Origin of the sequence: Rhizobium sp. R339 (genome assembly GCF_002211395.1) — a bacterium.
Lineage (GTDB): Bacteria > Pseudomonadota > Alphaproteobacteria > Rhizobiales > Rhizobiaceae > Rhizobium.
The window spans coordinates 194,622-210,236 of the sequence record NZ_LOKV01000003.1; the positions used below are offsets into that span (position 1 = coordinate 194,622).

The window sequence follows — 15,615 nt, forward strand, 5'->3', positions numbered from 1 at the left end:
GTATGAACAACGAAAAGATGGCGACCCCTGCAGGAATCGAACCTGCGACAACCTGCTTAGAAGGCAGGTGCTCTATCCAGCTGAGCTAAGGGGCCGTCTGCTGGCCGCGCTTGGGAAGCGCGACCGGATGCGGCATATGTGGACGAGAAATCTCAGTGCGTCCAGGGCTGCGTACGGGTATAACGGAAATTGTCCGGATAGGCGACGACCTGGCGGGCCGGATCTTTCGGCGCGATGACACGGTATTCGATGCCGTTGCGCTGGGCGTAGGCTTCCGCAAGCGCCTGCGTCTCGAAGGTGAGCTTCACCTGCTGGCGCGTGTCGCGGGAGGAAGTGTAGCCCATCATCGGATCGATCTTGCGCGGCGACTCCTGATCGAATTCGAGCACCCAAAGATGGGTCTTTGCCTTGCCGGACTGCATGGCGGTCTTGGCTGGACGATAGATCTTGGCAGACATGACTGCGGCGTCTCCGAAAATAGGGTCTCGATCCCGTTGCCGGGCCTTTGCTTCACCACGAAGGGATAATGCAAAGAGATGAATTTTGCTTATCCGCGAATCCCCGGTTTTTCAAGAAAAAAGGCGGCTGGTGATACAGGCGCAGATTTCGCCTTGTGGCAGGCGGCGGCGTGGTGAAAAGTCAGTCTTGGCCGCTGAATCCGCTGGGGATATGTTGCCCATCCCGGCCCCGCAACACCTTGAAATGCGGGAGATTCGCGGGTCGAGTTCCCGAATGTTACCGGCTGTCTCATGTTGTGATTGTAACGAGATTGCCGCACACAACGCTCGGCACTAGTTTACGCCCCAGTCGGGTTCAGCGGATTTTGCAGTTATGATGAGACGTTCGGCAGAGTTCAATGCGATTGTGATCGGCGCTGTCATTACGGCCTTCTTCTACGTTGCCATCAGCTACGCACAATATATCGGCTTGATCGGTCAGGGCTGAGACGTCCGATCGCGCCTTGAGCGCTAAACAGGTCGCATCACCAAGATTTTCTGTGGGGCATCCATATCCCGGCGAGGAATCTCCTGGCCGGGCAGGTTTTATGGGTTGCGACAGCAAAGCGAACCGTGTATTCCCCCTGCCATTCACGGCACGGAGTGTAGCGCAGTCTGGTAGCGCATCTGGTTTGGGACCAGAGGGTCGGGAGTTCGAATCTCTCCACTCCGACCATTCAATATCCTGATATTGTTGAATTCCTTGAGGGCCGCGCGCTCACGCGCCGCCGTCACTTCGCCTTGGTCGTCGTGGCGCTTACGATCCTGTCGCCGGTTTTAATCCCGAGCTTGGCGACGATGCCGGCGTTGAGTTCGACGACGTATTTCACCTCGCCCATCGAATCGATGACGTCGCGCGAATAGGGTTTGGCGTTTTCCTTGATGTGGCGGATAGTGCCGGTGTCGTCGGCAAAAAGCATGTCGAGCGGCAGGATGGTGTTTTCCATCCACATGCCGACGCGCCGCGACTGGCCGAAATCGAAGATCATGCCGGCGTCATCGGCCATCGCCTTGCGGAACATCAAGCCGCGCGCACGCTGATCGGCTGACGAGGCGACCTCGACGGTGAAATGCAGCGTCTTGCCCGCGGCGGTCTGGATGAGCAGCGGCTCCTTGTCGAACCGAATCTCCTCCTGGGCCAAAGCCGGCAGGGCGGCGGCCATGAAAAAAAGCGCCAGAATGGCGCTTCTTATCGCATGAAACAGAATGGAGCCGCGCATATCAGTGCGACCGGCTTGCCGGGCTCGGAACGTCGGGATGGATTTCCGCAGCCATCAGGCCTTTTTCGCCGTCGCCGAAGCGCACGAGGACGACCTGGCCGGGGCGCAGTTCCGTCAGGCCGAAGCGGCGCAGCGTCTCCATGTGCACGAAAATGTCTTCCGTGCCCTCGCCGCGCGTCAGAAAGCCGAAGCCCTTGGTGCGATTGAACCATTTGACAAGCGCACGTTCGAGCCCGCTCGTCGCGGTGACCTGCACATGTGTGCGCACCGGCGGCAGTTGCGAGGGATGAACCGCCGTCGACTGATCCATCGAGAGGATCTTGAAAGCCTGGTAGCCGCGCTCGCGGCGCTGGACGAGGGCGACGATGCGCGTTCCCTCGAGGATCGTCTGGTAACCGTCGCGGCGAAGGCAGGTCACGTGCAGGAGAACGTCCTGCATGCCATTATCCGGGACGATGAAGCCGAAACCCTTGGCAACGTCGAACCACTTGACGACCCCGGTGATTTCAACAAGATCGACCGCCTCGCCCGATAGCTCGTCGAGATCGGAGTATTGGTTCGATGAAATCCTGTCAGCCATGTCGCCAGCCCCTCGAATACGCGTCACACTGTTACGGTTAACTGATTCTTGAAATCAAGATTAACATCTTGGTAACGGATAAGCGCAAGTCCTAGTTTTCGGTTATTCCCAGGTGCACATTTTATAATGATGACTTGCCCGAAGCTGACCACGGCTAGCCGAAAAGGGCCAGCCCCAATAAAGGAGTAAATAGAATGCGTTATCTTCATACTATGGTGCGCGTCAAAGACCTGGACACCTCGCTCGCCTTTTATACCACCCTTTTCGGCCTGGAAGAGATTCGCCGCCATGAAAACGAGAAGGGCCGCTACACCCTGGTTTTCCTGGCCGCCCGCGACGATGTCGATCGTGCACGCAGCGAAAAGGCACCCTGCCTCGAGCTGACCTACAACTGGGATACGGAGGATTATAGCGGAGGACGCAATTTCGGCCACCTCGCCTATGAGGTCGACGATATCTATGCAACCTGCCAGAAGCTGATGGACAACGGCATCACCATCAACCGGCCGCCGCGCGACGGGAACATGGCCTTCGTACGCTCGCCGGACGGCATTTCGATCGAAATCCTGCAGAAGGGCAGCCCTCTTCCGGCCGCCGAACCCTGGGCTTCGATGGGCAATACCGGCGCCTGGTAAGGTTTTTTGCCGCAAGGCTTTTGCGAAGCTTGCGGCTTTTGCGATTTCGGGTCCGGCCGGCGCCTTGGCGCTTGCCGCGATCCGGCCCCACAGGCAATCTCCGACCGACTCGAAGCGGTAAAGGGCGTTTCGGCCCTTTTGCCGCTCAACTGGAGACCGGTCGCTTGCGTAATACTGAGATGCGGATGCCCCTGGCGGGCGCTTTGCTGATCGCCACCTCGGTGCTGGCGCTGGCGGGTTGCGTGTCGAACAAGAAGGCGCTCGATTCCGCCGCAGCCATTCCGGCGGCACCGGCAGCGCAGGCCGCGGCGTCTCAGCCTGCCACCGCAGCACCTGCAGCGACCGCCAAGCGCTCAATTTACACCGATCCCCAACTCGTGAATGTTTCCGGCGCCCAGGCCGCGCCCCAGGTCGCCGCGCAGGATCCGAATGCCGCCGTCCCGCCTGCGGATCCCGCCGCGGCGGCGCCTGCCAACATCGGCGGTCTCGTCATGCAGTCGACCCGGATCAATGCGCAGGCGATGAGCATCTTCTCCGACCGTCAACCGGCGCCGCAGAACAACAGCACTTCCACGATCATTCAGCCGCAGGGCGCAAACGCTTATGCGCCGGTGGACGGCGTTTCGCCCTCGAGGAGCAGCGTCTATAGCCAGCCGCCCGCACTGGAGCTGCCGGCGGAGCCGGTGCCGCCGCAGCAGTCCTCACAGAATACCAGCACGCAGCTTGCGCCGGTTCAAACCGCCTCGCTGGCAACCGGCAGCATTCAATCCTCGACGATGAACGCACTCTACAGCGCCCCGAAGCAGAACCTGCTCGGCAGCCTTTCCGGTCTCCTGCACAAGGCGGCCCTGCCCGGCATGACGCGCATCGCGCCGAATGGGCTGCATCTTCAGAATGACAAGGTCGAGGTCGGCTGCTTCAAACCCGATCTGCTCAATATCATCAAGGCGGCCGAAACCCATTTCGGCCGGCCCGTTGTCGTCACATCAGGCCATCGCGACGAAGAACATAACCGTCTGGTCGGCGGCGCCGACGAATCGATGCACAAAAGCTGCGAAGCCGCCGACATCCAGATCGAGGGCGTCTCGAAATGGGATATTGCCGCCTATATCCGCTCGCTGCCGAACCGTGGCGGCGTCGGCACCTATTGCCACACGGATTCCATCCACGTCGATACCGGCAAAACCCGTGATTGGAACTGGGGCTGCGGCGGTAAACGCGCGCCAGTAGCGACCGCAAGAGCGATCTGATCGCACACGGGCGACAAGGCATAACGCAACGTCAGCTCCACCGCAGATGCCTGCGGCAATGCGCACAAGCTATTGATTCGGCTGTCCTAATCCTCCGCGTTATGCCAGCCGAAATAATTGTCATTATTCTGAAAAAAATCGAATTTGCCGCTTGCGGGATTGAAAGTGCCTGACTATAAGGGCGCCACCACGAAGGAAGCGCCCTTCGTCTATCGGTTAGGACACCAGATTTTCATTCTGGGAAGAGGGGTTCGACTCCCCTAGGGCGTGCCACTCCTCTTCACTATTGAAGCATTCGTGATCTGCTTGCAGATATCGCTTCCCTTTCCTATTTTAACGAAAGCGGCACGCGCCCTTCGTCTATCGGTTAGGACGACAGATTCTCATTCTGTAAAGAGGGGTTCGACTCCCCTAGGGCGTACCAGCTCGGTTAGCGCAATCCGACCTAAGCCATCCTGGAATGCCGGATTTTTTCCGACTGCATACGCTCTCGGCGATGGGGTTTTCCACAGCGGAAAAAAATCGGCGAAAACGGTGATTTTTTCGCGTCTTGGCGCTTGCGGCTTTCGAAGGTGCTGACTATAAGGGCGCCACCACGAAGGAAGCGCCCTTCGTCTATCGGTTAGGACACCAGATTTTCATTCTGGGAAGAGGGGTTCGACTCCCCTAGGGCGTGCCACTTCTCTCTCCAAATTTCATGTCGTTCAGCGCCTTGCGACGCGATCTATTTCGCCGGCGCGGCGTCGCAGACGCGCAACTGGATGCGGCGCGCGCCCTGATAGTGCTCGGCGCCCAGCGAGCCTGCGACGTGCAGGCTGGCGCCGCGGGAATTGAGGAGCAGGCTGCCAAGCGCCGTCTCGGCGGCACGGAAAGCGATGCCGTCGAGTCTCGATCCGTCCATCGCCTCCAGCGTCACCTTCACATGTCTTTCGCCGACCAGGCGCGCGTCGCGCACGCGATGCGCAGGCACGGCAAAAAGCGGTTGCGCATGGCCGGAGCCATAGGGGCCGGCGGCCTCCAGGCGGTCGATGAGCTCCAAGGTGGCGCCGCTCGCACCGATGGCCCCGTCGATCTTCAACGTCTCGTTGGCGACGAGGTTTGCCACCGTCCTTTCCGCCTTCTCCGTGAAGAAAGTCCTCAGCCTGCCGAGATCGGCGCGTTCGACCGTGAGCCCTGCGGCCATGGCATGGCCGCCGCCCTTGACGAGGATGCCTTCTTCGACCGCTGCGCGCACCATCCTGCCCATGTCGAAGCCGTTGATGGAGCGGCCGGAACCGGTGCCGCGGCCGGAAGGATCAAAAGCGATCGCGAAAGCCGGCCGCTTGAACTTCTCCTTCAGGCGCGCCGCGATCAGCCCGACAATGCCGGGATGCCATTTCTCATGGGCCGTGACGATGACGGACGCGCCCTCGCCGTCGCCATATTCGGCCAGCGCCTCGGCTTCCGCCTCCTGCAGCATGAGGGCTTCCATCGCCTGGCGCTCCCGGTTGAGCTCATCGAGGCGCTGCGCGATCATCTCCGCCTCACCGGCATCGTCGAGCGTCAACAGGCGGCTTCCGAGTGCGGCATCGCCGATCCGCCCGCCGGCATTGATGCGCGGGCCAATCAGGAAGCCGAAATGATAGGGCGTGACCGGTCCGGCGAGCCCGGCCTTGCGGAAGAGTGCGGCAAGGCCGGCATTGCTCTGGTGGCGGGCGGCGACCAGCCCCTTCACGACATAAGCGCGGTTGAGGCCCTTCAGCGGCACGACATCGCAAACCGTCGCCAGTGCCACGATATCCAGCCATTGCAGCAGGTCGATCGCCAGGATGCGCTTGTTGCCGGCCGCACGCAGCAGCCTGAGCGTGGCGACCAGCACCATGAAGACCACGCCGGCCGCGCAGAGATGCCCCTGCCCCGACAGATCGTCTTCGCGGTTCGGATTGACCAGCGCATGGCAGGGCGGCAGCTCATGTGTCACCTGGTGGTGATCGATGACGACGACATCGATATTGCGCGCGGCAGCGGCGGCGAGCGCTTCGTGACTGGTGGAGCCGCAATCGACGGTGACGATCAGCCGGGCGCCGTTATCGATCAGCTGATTGATCGCAGCCGGATTGGGTCCGTAACCTTCGAAGACGCGGTCGGGAATATAGATATTGGCCTTGACGCCGAAGTGGCTGAGAAAGCGGAACATCAGCGCCGAGGAAGCCGCACCGTCGACGTCATAATCACCGAAGATCGCGACGTTCTCGCCGCGCTCGATCGCGCTTACGAGGCGCGTCGCGGCCTTTTCGCAATCGGTCAGCTTATGAGGATCGGGCATCAGGCTGCGGATGGTCGGATCGAGGAACTCGATCGCTTCGTCCACCGTCACGCCGCGCCCGGCCAGCACACGGGCGATCAGATCCGGCAGCCCGTGGATCTGCGACATGGCCAGAGCACGGTTCTGCCCGGCCTGATCGAGCCGCGCGACCCAGCGATTATCGAGCGCGGATTTCTCCACGCCGAGAAACGCGCGCTGTACGGGATCGACGAGATCTGCCATGCCAAACTCCGCTGACTTCATCTGCTCTTTCTACAGGAGCAGCGGAGATAACATAGCGACGGGTTTGCAGACACGGATTTTTACCAGAATATCGCCCAGATGATCAGGGCGATGCCGGCCAGTTGCACCAGCAGGAACGAAAACAGCGTCAGCAGAATGGCCCAGTTTCGGCCTTCCCTATCGTCGCCGTCGGTCTCATCCCGAGCCCCCCGGCGAACTTCATGGCGGGCCGGCTTGAGGATTTCCTCCATCGCACCGGGATCGTCCCGCGGCACCTCATCCGTGTAGCCATGCCCCTTCCCGGCATGGCTGTCCTTGCTCATGAAAAATCTCCACCCGGCGACTCACTGTCTTCCTGTTTATTTATATCAATATTTCGGTATCTGTTAATATAGCCTTCCGTTAGGGAAGGTTAGACAAATCACAGTAAGTTTACGGCTAAAAGTTGCGGGAGTTGACCTGATGTGAATAGCCGGAACCGCGTTAATAGGTTGTGCGACGGTCCACACGGTTCCTAGACAGCCATTGGATGACAATCGCCAGAAAACGCGAGGGGAGCTTCGATTGGTCTTTTCAGGAAGCCTGCGTCTCAATACTGCCGAAAAGTAATAATCAAAACGAGCTCAGCGATCGGACGGTCCGATCGCTGAGCGAACGGCGCCCTGAAAATCGACCTCAGAAACGTCTGCCGCTGCGTTGTCATGATGCTTCTCGACGAAGGGCTTCCATCTCCTTGCAATTGACCGCCGTCACAGCGCTGTGACGCGCATTAATGTTAATAATATCAATAATGCAGGATAGATTGACTTCGCTATATTACGAGAGGCTAATTAAGACATAACAGCCATGTGGGAGTTAGCGTAATGAAGAGAGTTCTAGTAGCAGGCGGAGCTGGTTTCATTGGTTCGCATATGTGCGACAAGTTGTTGCTGCGCAGCAATATCAGCAAGCTCGTCGTCGTCGACAATCTCTGGACCGGCCGGGCGGAGAATCTGGCCCACATCAAGGATCCGCGTCTGCATTTCGTGCGCTCCGACGTCGAAACACTTCAGACTTCCGACACGTTCGACGAAATATACCACTTCGCTTCTCCGGCCTCGCCGCCTTGGTACATGAAAGAACCGAAGCGGACGATCTCGGCCAACCTGCTCGGCGCCTTCCGCCTGCTCGACCTCCTGAAGAAGGGCGGCCGCTTCTGCTTCACCTCGTCATCCGAGGTCTATGGCGATCCGCTGGTCTCGCCCCAGCCGGAAAGCTACAAGGGCCAGGTCGATTGCACCGGGCCGCGCTCCTCTTATGACGAAAGCAAGCGCTGCACCGAATCGCTGCTGTTCGAGCTGCAGCGCACCCAGGGCCTCGACGTCCGGGTCGTGCGTCCCTTCAACTGTTATGGGCCGCGCACGCGGCCGGATGACGGCCGGGCCGTCTCCAACTTCATCACCCAGGCGCTGACCGGCCGCTCGATCACCGTCTTCGGCGACGGGCTGCAATCGCGCAGCTGGGGTTATGTCGACGACATCACCGAGGGCTTCGCCCGTTATTTCTGGATGAACGAGACCGATTACCGGGGACCGCTCAATGTCGGCAACGACCGCGAGATCTCGGTGCTCGACGTCGCCAAATATGTCTCCAGCCTGATGGGCGGCGTGCCGATCGTCTTCAAGCCGTCGCCGCCGCAAGATCCGACCAACCGGCGCCCGGATCTGACCAACGCCAAGCACGTGATGCCGGAATGGTCCTGCAAGGTCAGCTATGAAGAAGGTGTGCTGAAGACGCTCGACTGGTTCAGGGCGGAATTGAAGCCTCGCGCCCCGAAAGCCAGCGCTATCGGCGCCCGCAGTCCACGCCAGCGCAAGCCCATGCAACTGAGTGGTTTCTCGAGTCTCTGAGGTGAGCGTGACGATAAGGGGAACGATCCCGCGCGACATGAAAGACGTCGTCTTTCCAATGCCCACCCAATACCTGGGTCCCTCCTCGTATGCAGTCGGTACGGAAGCTCCAACGATCGGCGCCGGGCTCGTGGTGTTCATGTCCGAAGGTCTTCCCGTAGGCCAGGCCTATGTTGAAAGCCCCGAGAATCCGGCTGCCTTGTTTGCGAAGACCGTGCAGCCGGATATCGTCGAAAACGCGCGGCGGGTGACACAGGCGCCGATCGTGAACCGCGATGTCAGCGTTCTCATTTGCACCAAGGATCGGCCTGAAGAACTTGCCCGATGTCTGGCATCCGTGCCGAAGCAGTCGCTCCCTCCGGTCGAGATTATCGTGGTCGACAATGCGTCGGCCGGCGATGCGACGCGTCGTGTCGTGGAGGCAGCCGGCGCCACCTATGTCAGGGAAGACAAGATCGGGCTGGACCATGCCCGCAATGCCGCCGTGCGCGCTGCAAAGACCGAATTTGTCGCATTCACCGACGACGATGTGGTGCTTCACGAACGATGGCTCGAAAATCTGATGAAGGCATTCGATCGACCTGACATTGGATGCGTCACCGGACTTGTCCTGCCTGGAGAGCTTTCCACCCCCGCCCAGCTGATATTCGAAACCCATTGGGGCTTCGGCCGGGGTTATCAGCGCAAGGACTTCGATCAGGATTTCTATCGCCAGCACGAACGATATGGAGCCCCGGTCTGGCTGGTCGGTGCGGGAGCAAGTCAGGCCTTTCGCCGAAAGGTATTCGATGAATCCGGTCTGTTCGACGTCCGGCTGGACATGGGAGCGGCCGGATGCTCCGGCGACTCCGAATTCTGGAATCGCCTCCTCCATCACGGCCAGACCTGCCGCTATGAGCCGACGGCGGTTTCATGGCATTTCCACCGCAAGGAGATGGAAGGGCTGGCGAAACAGATCCACCAATATATGAGCGGCCATGTGGCGGCTCTGCTGGTGCAGTATCAGAACACCGGCAATCGAGGAAATCTGCGCCGCATCTTCGTCTCGCTTCCCGAATATTATTTCAAAAGGTGGAAAAGACGGCTCAGGAAGGGAACGACGTCGCACGACTTTTTTCTGAAGGAAGAGGTTCTGGGCAGCCTGCATGGCGCCTTTTATCTTCTCAGCCGCTGGAAAGTGCAGCCATGGTGACTGCGCCGAGGCCCGCAATTTCATTTCTCATCCCGGCCTTCAACGCCGCTGCTACGTTGGCGGATTGCCTGGGAAGCCTGAAAAATCAGACGATCACAAGCTGGCAGGCAGTGGTGGTGGATGACGGTTCGCGCGATGAAACCTGGGAGGTGCTTGAAAGCCTGGCCAGGACGGACAGCCGGATCACGATCCACCGTCAGCCGAATGGCGGCGCCGCCGCAGCACGCAACGCGGCGGCCGAACTTGCCATTGCCCCCCTGCTCTGCATGCTCGATGCGGACGATTGGCTGGATCCGGCTTTCATCGAAAACATGCTGCCGGTCGCCAAGGACCAATCTCAGCCGCTTATAGCCCATTGCAGCTATCGCCGTGTCACAGCCTACGGCCGGATGCTGAAGATCGAGGACGCGCCCGATCTCACCGGCGATCGTGCAATCTCCGAATTGTCGTCATTCTGTGCCCTCGCCATTCATACGGCCGTTTTTCCGCGCAGCCTTTTCAAGCAAGTCGGCGGCATGGATGCCTCGCTGCAAACCTGCGAAGATTGGGATCTCTGGCTTCGCATGGCGTTCGCCGGGGCTCGCTTCCAATCGGTGGACAAGTGCCTCGCCTTCTACCGCATGAAGGCAGACTCTCTGTCGGCCGATCCGGTCAAGATGGTGCGGGACGCGGTTTTCGTGACGAAAAGGGCGCAGGCGCTGCAAGCGGAACACGGATTGCCGACGCAGCGTGAAGATGCCGCCTGGCTGACGCCGGCGCTCAGCCAGCTTCGGATGCTGGTCTGGGTCGCGGCGGCCAATCTTTGCCCGGAGGACCATCTCACGGAACTGGCGCGGATTCTGCCGGAATTTCCTGATGCTTCAGGTTCCGAGGACCTTATGGCGCTGGTGATCCTTCATGGATTGCAGACGGGACGGCTGGTCCAGACTACCGCTGAATTGGTCGATGTCATCGACGCCTGGGCGCCCACGGTTGCGCATCTCCTCAGCCTGATCGAAAGCCATTCGTTTCCCGGAACGGCACGCAAGATAGAGCAGCTCATTGCCTGGCGACTATCGTCAGAAGCCCTCTCGCGTTCCTTCAGGCTTGGGCGCGTTCAGACGGTCGGCGTCGACGCCAGGCATCTCGCCCCGATTTCGAAGGCAGCCGAAGCCGATACGCTGCTGCTGCAGCTTTCGTCCGGCCAGGAGCATATCGGCACCCATGTCGGACCGCTATGGGGAGATCTGTCCGTCGGCGCGCTCGTGCATCTGATCGTCCGGGAAATGCATGCGGGCAATCGGCTGCCCGCGCCGGTGACATTCGCCTATGCGCGCGATTGGTCTTCCGAAGTCGTCCGCAACTACCGGGGCTTCCTTGGAATCCTTCGCCGGGGAGGAAGACGGCGGGGCCGGCTCCGCCGCCTTGTTCGCTCGACCCACGAGAATGCTCTCATAAAATCCTCGGCGGACGGCGGTAGAAACAACGGTCCGCTTCCTTCCGCGGCAAAGCCGGTTGGCGAGCCGCACAGTGCCGTCGCAGCCGAGCGCCCAGAAAAACAAATCGGAAAAAATGCCGTTCCGTCCGAGGCCGTTTCCAAGGAAGAATATTGGGAGCGCGTCTTCGAACGCCCCGATCCCTGGAACTATCTCTCCGTCTATGAACAGGTCAAATACGAGCAGACACTGAGCCTTGTCCCGGAAGGGATAGGCAGAGCCTTGGAACTTGCGTGTGCGGAGGGGATATTCTCCGCAAAGCTTGCGCGGAAGGTCGCAACACTGACGGCGACGGATATTTCGCGGCGCGCGATCGAAAGAGCATCCCAGAGATGCCGGGAGAGCAGCAACGCCGAATTTCGTGTCCTGGATTTCACAGGTGACGACATTCCGGGTGGGCAGGACCTGATCGTCTGCTCGGAAGTCCTCTACTACATGGACGATGAAAAAGTTCTGGAACGGGTCTGCCGAAAGATCGCCGCAGCCTTGAAGCCGGACGGCTATCTGATCACGGCGCACGCCCATCTCAGGCGTGACGAGCCCGATAGAACCGGTTTCGATTGGAGCAATCCGTTCGGTATCGGCACGATCCGGAAAATTCTTTCAGAACTGCCGGAGCTGGCGCTGGAAGAAACGATCGAGACCGAGCTTTACGCCATTCATCGGTTCCGCAAGCGCGAGACGTCTGCCCACACGATGCGAGTCGAACAGCACGGCGTTCCCCTGGAAAGCGACGTGGCCAAGCACATCATCTGGGGACTTGCCGGCGTCGATCGAGCGGCGGCCTGGTCGAAGGAGACGGCGACGTCGGTCCCGGTGCTGATGTATCACAGGGTCTCTGACGAAGGGCCGGATCGGCTGCGGCGCTACCGGATCGCCCCTGATGCATTCCGGCAGCAGATGCAGTTTCTCCGGCGGCAGGGTTACTACACGCTGACGGCGGATGGTCTGGCCGAACTGCTGCGGGCCGGAAAGCCGATCCAGGGACGACCGGTCGTCCTGACCTTCGATGACGCCTATCTCGATTTCCTTGCAAATGCCTTTCCCATCCTTGCCGAGAACGGCTTCGGCGCGGAAGTTTTCGTGGTGACGGACAGGGTCGGCGGCCGATCGGATTGGGATGCTTCCTACGGGCAACCGGCCCCGCTGATGTCATGGAACGATATCGAGGAGCTTCATCGTCAAGGCATCCGGTTCGGCTCGCATCTGGCCTCCCACAGGCCGGCAAGCGCGTTGGACAACAGCGCGTTGCTCGCCGAAGCAGCCCTTTCCCGCAACATGCTCGAAAATCGCCTTGGTGCTGCGGTGAGTTCCATCGCACTTCCCTACGGCAGCACGGATTTTCGCGTTCCCGGCATTCTGGCCGAGGCTGGTTATGAGATTGGGTTCACCACGAGGCCGGCGAAAGCGGGGCTGTTCGACAATGTGCTGTCGCTTCCGCGCCTGGAGGTTCGTGGCGATCTCCCCATCAAGGCGTTCGCCGAAATGATGGGCCAAGCCGAGGCGTTTATCGGATGAGCGCCATGAACACCGGCACCCCTTTGGTTAGCGTCGTCATTCCCGCATACAATGCGGAAAAGACGCTGGCGCAAACGCTTCGAAGCATATTGGCCCAGACTTACCAACAGCTGGAGATACTCGTCGTGGACGACGGGTCCCGGGACGGCACTTTCGAACTGGCGAAGGAATATGGTCTTTCCGATCCTCGCATCCGCGTTCTTCGCCAGGAGAACGGCGGCGTTGCGCGCGCGCGCAACCACGGTGTCCGGGAGGCACGCGGCAGCTATGTCGCACCGATCGATGCGGATGACCTCTGGCATCCTCGGAAAATCGAGCTGCAGGTGCAGGCGATCGGGACGCTCCCCATGGGCCTCGGCGTCGCCTATAACTGGTATGCGGCGATTGACGGCAACGACGTGATTTTCGGGCATTCGAGACCCGTGCTCCATGAGGGCGATGTCTTCGAAGCGATGGTCAGGGAAAATTTCATCGGGAACGGCAGCACACCCCTTATGCCGCGCGCGGAGGTTCTGGCATGCGGCGGCTATGATGCCGGCCTGCGCGATCAGGGAGCCGAAGGATGCGAGGATCTGAAGCTTTATCTCGCATTGGCGGCAAGACTGCCCTTTGCGCTGGTTCCTGATTTCCTCACCGGATACCGCTTCACCGCCGGCAATATGTCGAGCAACGCCACGCGCATGCTGAAATCCCACGCGCTTGTCATGGCAGACATCAAGCGGCGCCATCCCGCTCTTGCCGACACGGCGACGCTCGCGGAATTCGACACTGCGCGCTGGTATTTCAAGAAGGCGTTTAGCGGCGGCGACTACGGGCAGGCTAGGAAACTGGTGCCCATTCTGGTCCGGGAATTTCCCTCGATGCTTGCCGTCCGCGCCGTCAGGGATCTCTGGCGCTCGGCGAAACGGCAGCGCAGAAGATTGTTGAAGCGTCTGTCCGGTAAATCTCCCGTTTCGCCGAAAGGGGCAGCACCGATAGACGTGGCGCTCCCCGTCAGCGGCACTTCCTTTTACGGCCTCATCGCCGCCGCACCGGCCAGGCAGAATGGCTCCTTCACGGAACCCCGGGCGGACCGTCTATGACGAAGCTACGGAAACCCATTCGCGGCAGACCGGCGAGCGCGTTCAACATCATTGTCGCGGCGCGTTTCCGCGAACTGCTCGAGCTTGTTCCGTCGCTGCGGCTGAAGACCTCGGTCCTGATCGTCATCGGCATCCTGACCGGCCTGTCGGAAATGGTGGGGATCACTTTGCTGGTCAGCCTGGTTTTCGTTCTCAGCCAGCAGGGTCCACTGTCCGGCCCGGCCGTCGCCTGGCTTCCGGCCTTCTTTGGCGGATTCGAATCTTCCGTGACGAAGCCGATGCTGGTGGGCGTCCTGGTATGCGCGATCATCCTCAGGATCGTTCTCGGCTTCGCCAACGAGATCATTGCGAGCACAGTCAGCCATCAGATCAGCGAGAGTATCCGTCAGCGGCTGTATTCAAAGATCCTGACGATCCCATTCCAGCGTTTTCAGCATTATGAGCGCAGCGATCTGATCAATGTGATCGCCACCGAATCCTATTCGGTAGCCTCGGCTCACGCCAGCCTGGTGCGACTTGGGGTCAACCTCGGTACGATTGTCATTTTCGGCGTGGGAATGGTCGTCATGGCATGGCCGATCGCCGTGCTCGCAGTCGTGTTCGGCGTCATCCACAATCTGAGCCTCGGGTTGTTTGCCGCTGCCTATCGGCGTCTCGGTGCCACCAGCCTTTCAGCGGTGGAGGAACTCACCCATCTGACCTGGACGACGCTGCAAACCATGAAGGCGGTCAAGAGTTTCGGGCTGGAACATCGCTACAAGAGCCTGTTCGAGAGCCTATCCCGGAAGGTGGGGGAAACCTGGCGCCGCTCGGACCGGATGGGAGCGGCGACCTCGCTCCTCAGCGAGACGCTGACATTCGGCGTGATCCTGACGATCATCCTCTCCTCACAGTTCCTGCCGGTGGATTTCCAGGCCGCCTTATCCGCGACCATCCTTCTTTACAGGCTTCAGCCGCATATCAAGCAGTTCGATTCGCAGCTGCTGCGCCTGCATGAAATCGAAGCTTCGCTGCAAAACGTGCTCGCGCTGACGGCGGAACAGGACGACGCCAGGAAAATCGCGGGCGGAGCGCAGCTGCCGCATCTGAAACATGAAATCGTCTTCCACGACGTGTCCTTCTTCTACGACGCGGCCAAGATGCCGGCCGTAAACCACGCCAGCTTCTCGATCAAAGCCGGCGAGACGACGGCGCTGACCGGCCCCAGCGGCTCCGGCAAGACGACGATCATCAACATGCTTCTCGATCTCATTCAGCCGACGGATGGCCGAATCACGATCGATGGCCAAGACCTCTCGGCAATCGAACGTTCCAGCTGGCTGCGGCTGCTCGCCGTCGCCGGCCAGGATGTCGAGCTCATGGAAGGCACCGTCCTCGACAATATCAGCTTCCGCCGTGATATCCCCGAGGAGGATGTTCGCTGGGCCGCGGATATGGCCTGCGCGACTGAGTTCATCGAGACCCTGCCCTATGGTTTCGACGAATGGCTGGGGGACGAAGCGATACGGCTTTCGGGCGGCCAGCGGCAGAGGATAGGCTTGGCGCGTGCGCTTGCAAGCCGTCCTGAAATCCTGCTGCTGGACGAAGCCACCAGCGCCCTCGACGAGCCGACCGAAGCGCGCGTGCTTTCCAACCTGCTCAAGGAATACGATTCCCGCACGCTGATCATCGTCAGTCACCGGTCGGCGACCACAGCCTTGATGCAGAACCAGATTCGTCTTCATCCAACCGCGGTTGGGGAGGGGTAGTG

Annotated in this window: 12 protein-coding genes and 5 tRNA genes; 11 read left to right on the forward strand and 6 right to left on the reverse strand. The window is 60.3% G+C overall.

The window, feature by feature from the left end; translation table 11 throughout:
* Positions 1-18: 18 nt before the first annotated feature.
* Both ATY76_RS07620 and ATY76_RS07625 read right to left on the reverse strand, forming a co-directional pair.
* Positions 19-95 (reverse strand) — tRNA-Arg (locus ATY76_RS07620).
* Positions 96-152: 57 nt separating this feature from the next.
* Positions 153-458 (reverse strand): ETC complex I subunit, encoded by a 306-nt coding sequence (locus ATY76_RS07625; protein ID WP_088674164.1) that lies wholly within the window; start codon positions 456-458, stop codon positions 153-155.
* 638 nt (positions 459-1,096) lie between these two features.
* On the opposite strand from ATY76_RS07625, the gene ATY76_RS07630 reads away from it, so the two are divergent.
* Positions 1,097-1,173, forward strand: a tRNA-Pro gene (locus ATY76_RS07630).
* A gap of 55 nt (positions 1,174-1,228) precedes the next feature.
* Here the strand turns inward: ATY76_RS07630 and ATY76_RS07635 are convergent.
* Positions 1,229-1,717 (reverse strand): DUF192 domain-containing protein, encoded by a 489-nt coding sequence (locus tag ATY76_RS07635; protein ID WP_088674165.1) that lies wholly within the window; start codon positions 1,715-1,717, stop codon positions 1,229-1,231.
* A 1-nt stretch (position 1,718) separates the two neighbouring features.
* Positions 1,719-2,297, reverse strand: a complete 579-nt coding sequence (locus ATY76_RS07640; protein ID WP_088674166.1) for a cold-shock protein — start codon at positions 2,295-2,297, stop codon at positions 1,719-1,721.
* A gap of 194 nt (positions 2,298-2,491) precedes the next feature.
* On the opposite strand from ATY76_RS07640, the gene gloA reads away from it, so the two are divergent.
* The 5 genes from gloA (at position 2,492) to ATY76_RS07665 (ending at position 4,861) form a co-directional block, all read left to right on the forward strand.
* Positions 2,492-2,932: a lactoylglutathione lyase gene (gloA, locus tag ATY76_RS07645; protein ID WP_088674167.1), complete on the forward strand. Its 441-nt coding sequence runs from the start codon at positions 2,492-2,494 to the stop codon at positions 2,930-2,932.
* Positions 2,933-3,096: 164 nt separating this feature from the next.
* The gene (locus tag ATY76_RS07650; RefSeq protein ID WP_088674168.1) at positions 3,097-4,182 is read left to right on the forward strand and encodes a D-Ala-D-Ala carboxypeptidase family metallohydrolase; all 1,086 of its coding nucleotides are present in this window, start codon (positions 3,097-3,099) and stop codon (positions 4,180-4,182) included.
* A gap of 198 nt (positions 4,183-4,380) precedes the next feature.
* Positions 4,381-4,455, forward strand: a tRNA-Glu gene (locus ATY76_RS07655).
* 76 nt (positions 4,456-4,531) lie between these two features.
* Positions 4,532-4,606, forward strand: a tRNA-Glu gene (locus ATY76_RS07660).
* 180 nt (positions 4,607-4,786) lie between these two features.
* A tRNA-Glu gene (locus tag ATY76_RS07665) sits at positions 4,787-4,861 on the forward strand.
* 45 nt (positions 4,862-4,906) lie between these two features.
* On the opposite strand, the gene recJ is transcribed toward ATY76_RS07665, so the two are convergent.
* Both recJ and ATY76_RS07675 read right to left on the reverse strand, forming a co-directional pair.
* Complete coding sequence (gene recJ / locus ATY76_RS07670; protein WP_088674193.1) at positions 4,907-6,709, reverse strand: single-stranded-DNA-specific exonuclease RecJ; 1,803 nt, start codon at positions 6,707-6,709, stop codon at positions 4,907-4,909.
* A gap of 80 nt (positions 6,710-6,789) precedes the next feature.
* On the reverse strand, positions 6,790-7,032 hold the full coding sequence (locus ATY76_RS07675; protein ID WP_088674169.1) for a hypothetical protein: 243 nt from the start codon (positions 7,030-7,032) through the stop codon (positions 6,790-6,792).
* A 540-nt stretch (positions 7,033-7,572) separates the two neighbouring features.
* Here ATY76_RS07675 and ATY76_RS07680 point away from each other — a divergent pair.
* From ATY76_RS07680 to ATY76_RS07700, 5 genes are read left to right on the forward strand one after another with little or no spacing between them, the layout of a single operon-like run.
* A complete protein-coding gene (locus ATY76_RS07680; RefSeq protein ID WP_088674170.1) occupies positions 7,573-8,598 on the forward strand; it encodes an NAD-dependent epimerase/dehydratase family protein in 1,026 nt (341 codons plus the stop codon).
* A gap of 37 nt (positions 8,599-8,635) precedes the next feature.
* Positions 8,636-9,790: a glycosyltransferase gene (locus tag ATY76_RS07685; protein WP_088674171.1), complete on the forward strand. Its 1,155-nt coding sequence runs from the start codon at positions 8,636-8,638 to the stop codon at positions 9,788-9,790.
* Complete coding sequence (locus ATY76_RS07690) at positions 9,784-12,783, forward strand: trifunctional glycosyltransferase/class I SAM-dependent methyltransferase/polysaccharide deacetylase (protein ID WP_088674172.1); 3,000 nt, start codon at positions 9,784-9,786, stop codon at positions 12,781-12,783. Before ATY76_RS07685 ends, ATY76_RS07690 begins: the two co-directional genes overlap by 7 nt.
* 5 nt (positions 12,784-12,788) lie before the next feature.
* Complete coding sequence (locus ATY76_RS07695; RefSeq protein ID WP_245309750.1) at positions 12,789-13,865, forward strand: glycosyltransferase family 2 protein; 1,077 nt, start codon at positions 12,789-12,791, stop codon at positions 13,863-13,865.
* Entirely contained in the window at positions 13,862-15,613 is a 1,752-nt protein-coding gene (locus ATY76_RS07700; protein WP_088674174.1) for an ABC transporter ATP-binding protein, read from the forward strand. The genes ATY76_RS07695 and ATY76_RS07700 overlap by 4 nt, the downstream gene beginning before the upstream one ends.
* Positions 15,614-15,615 lie beyond the last annotated feature (2 nt).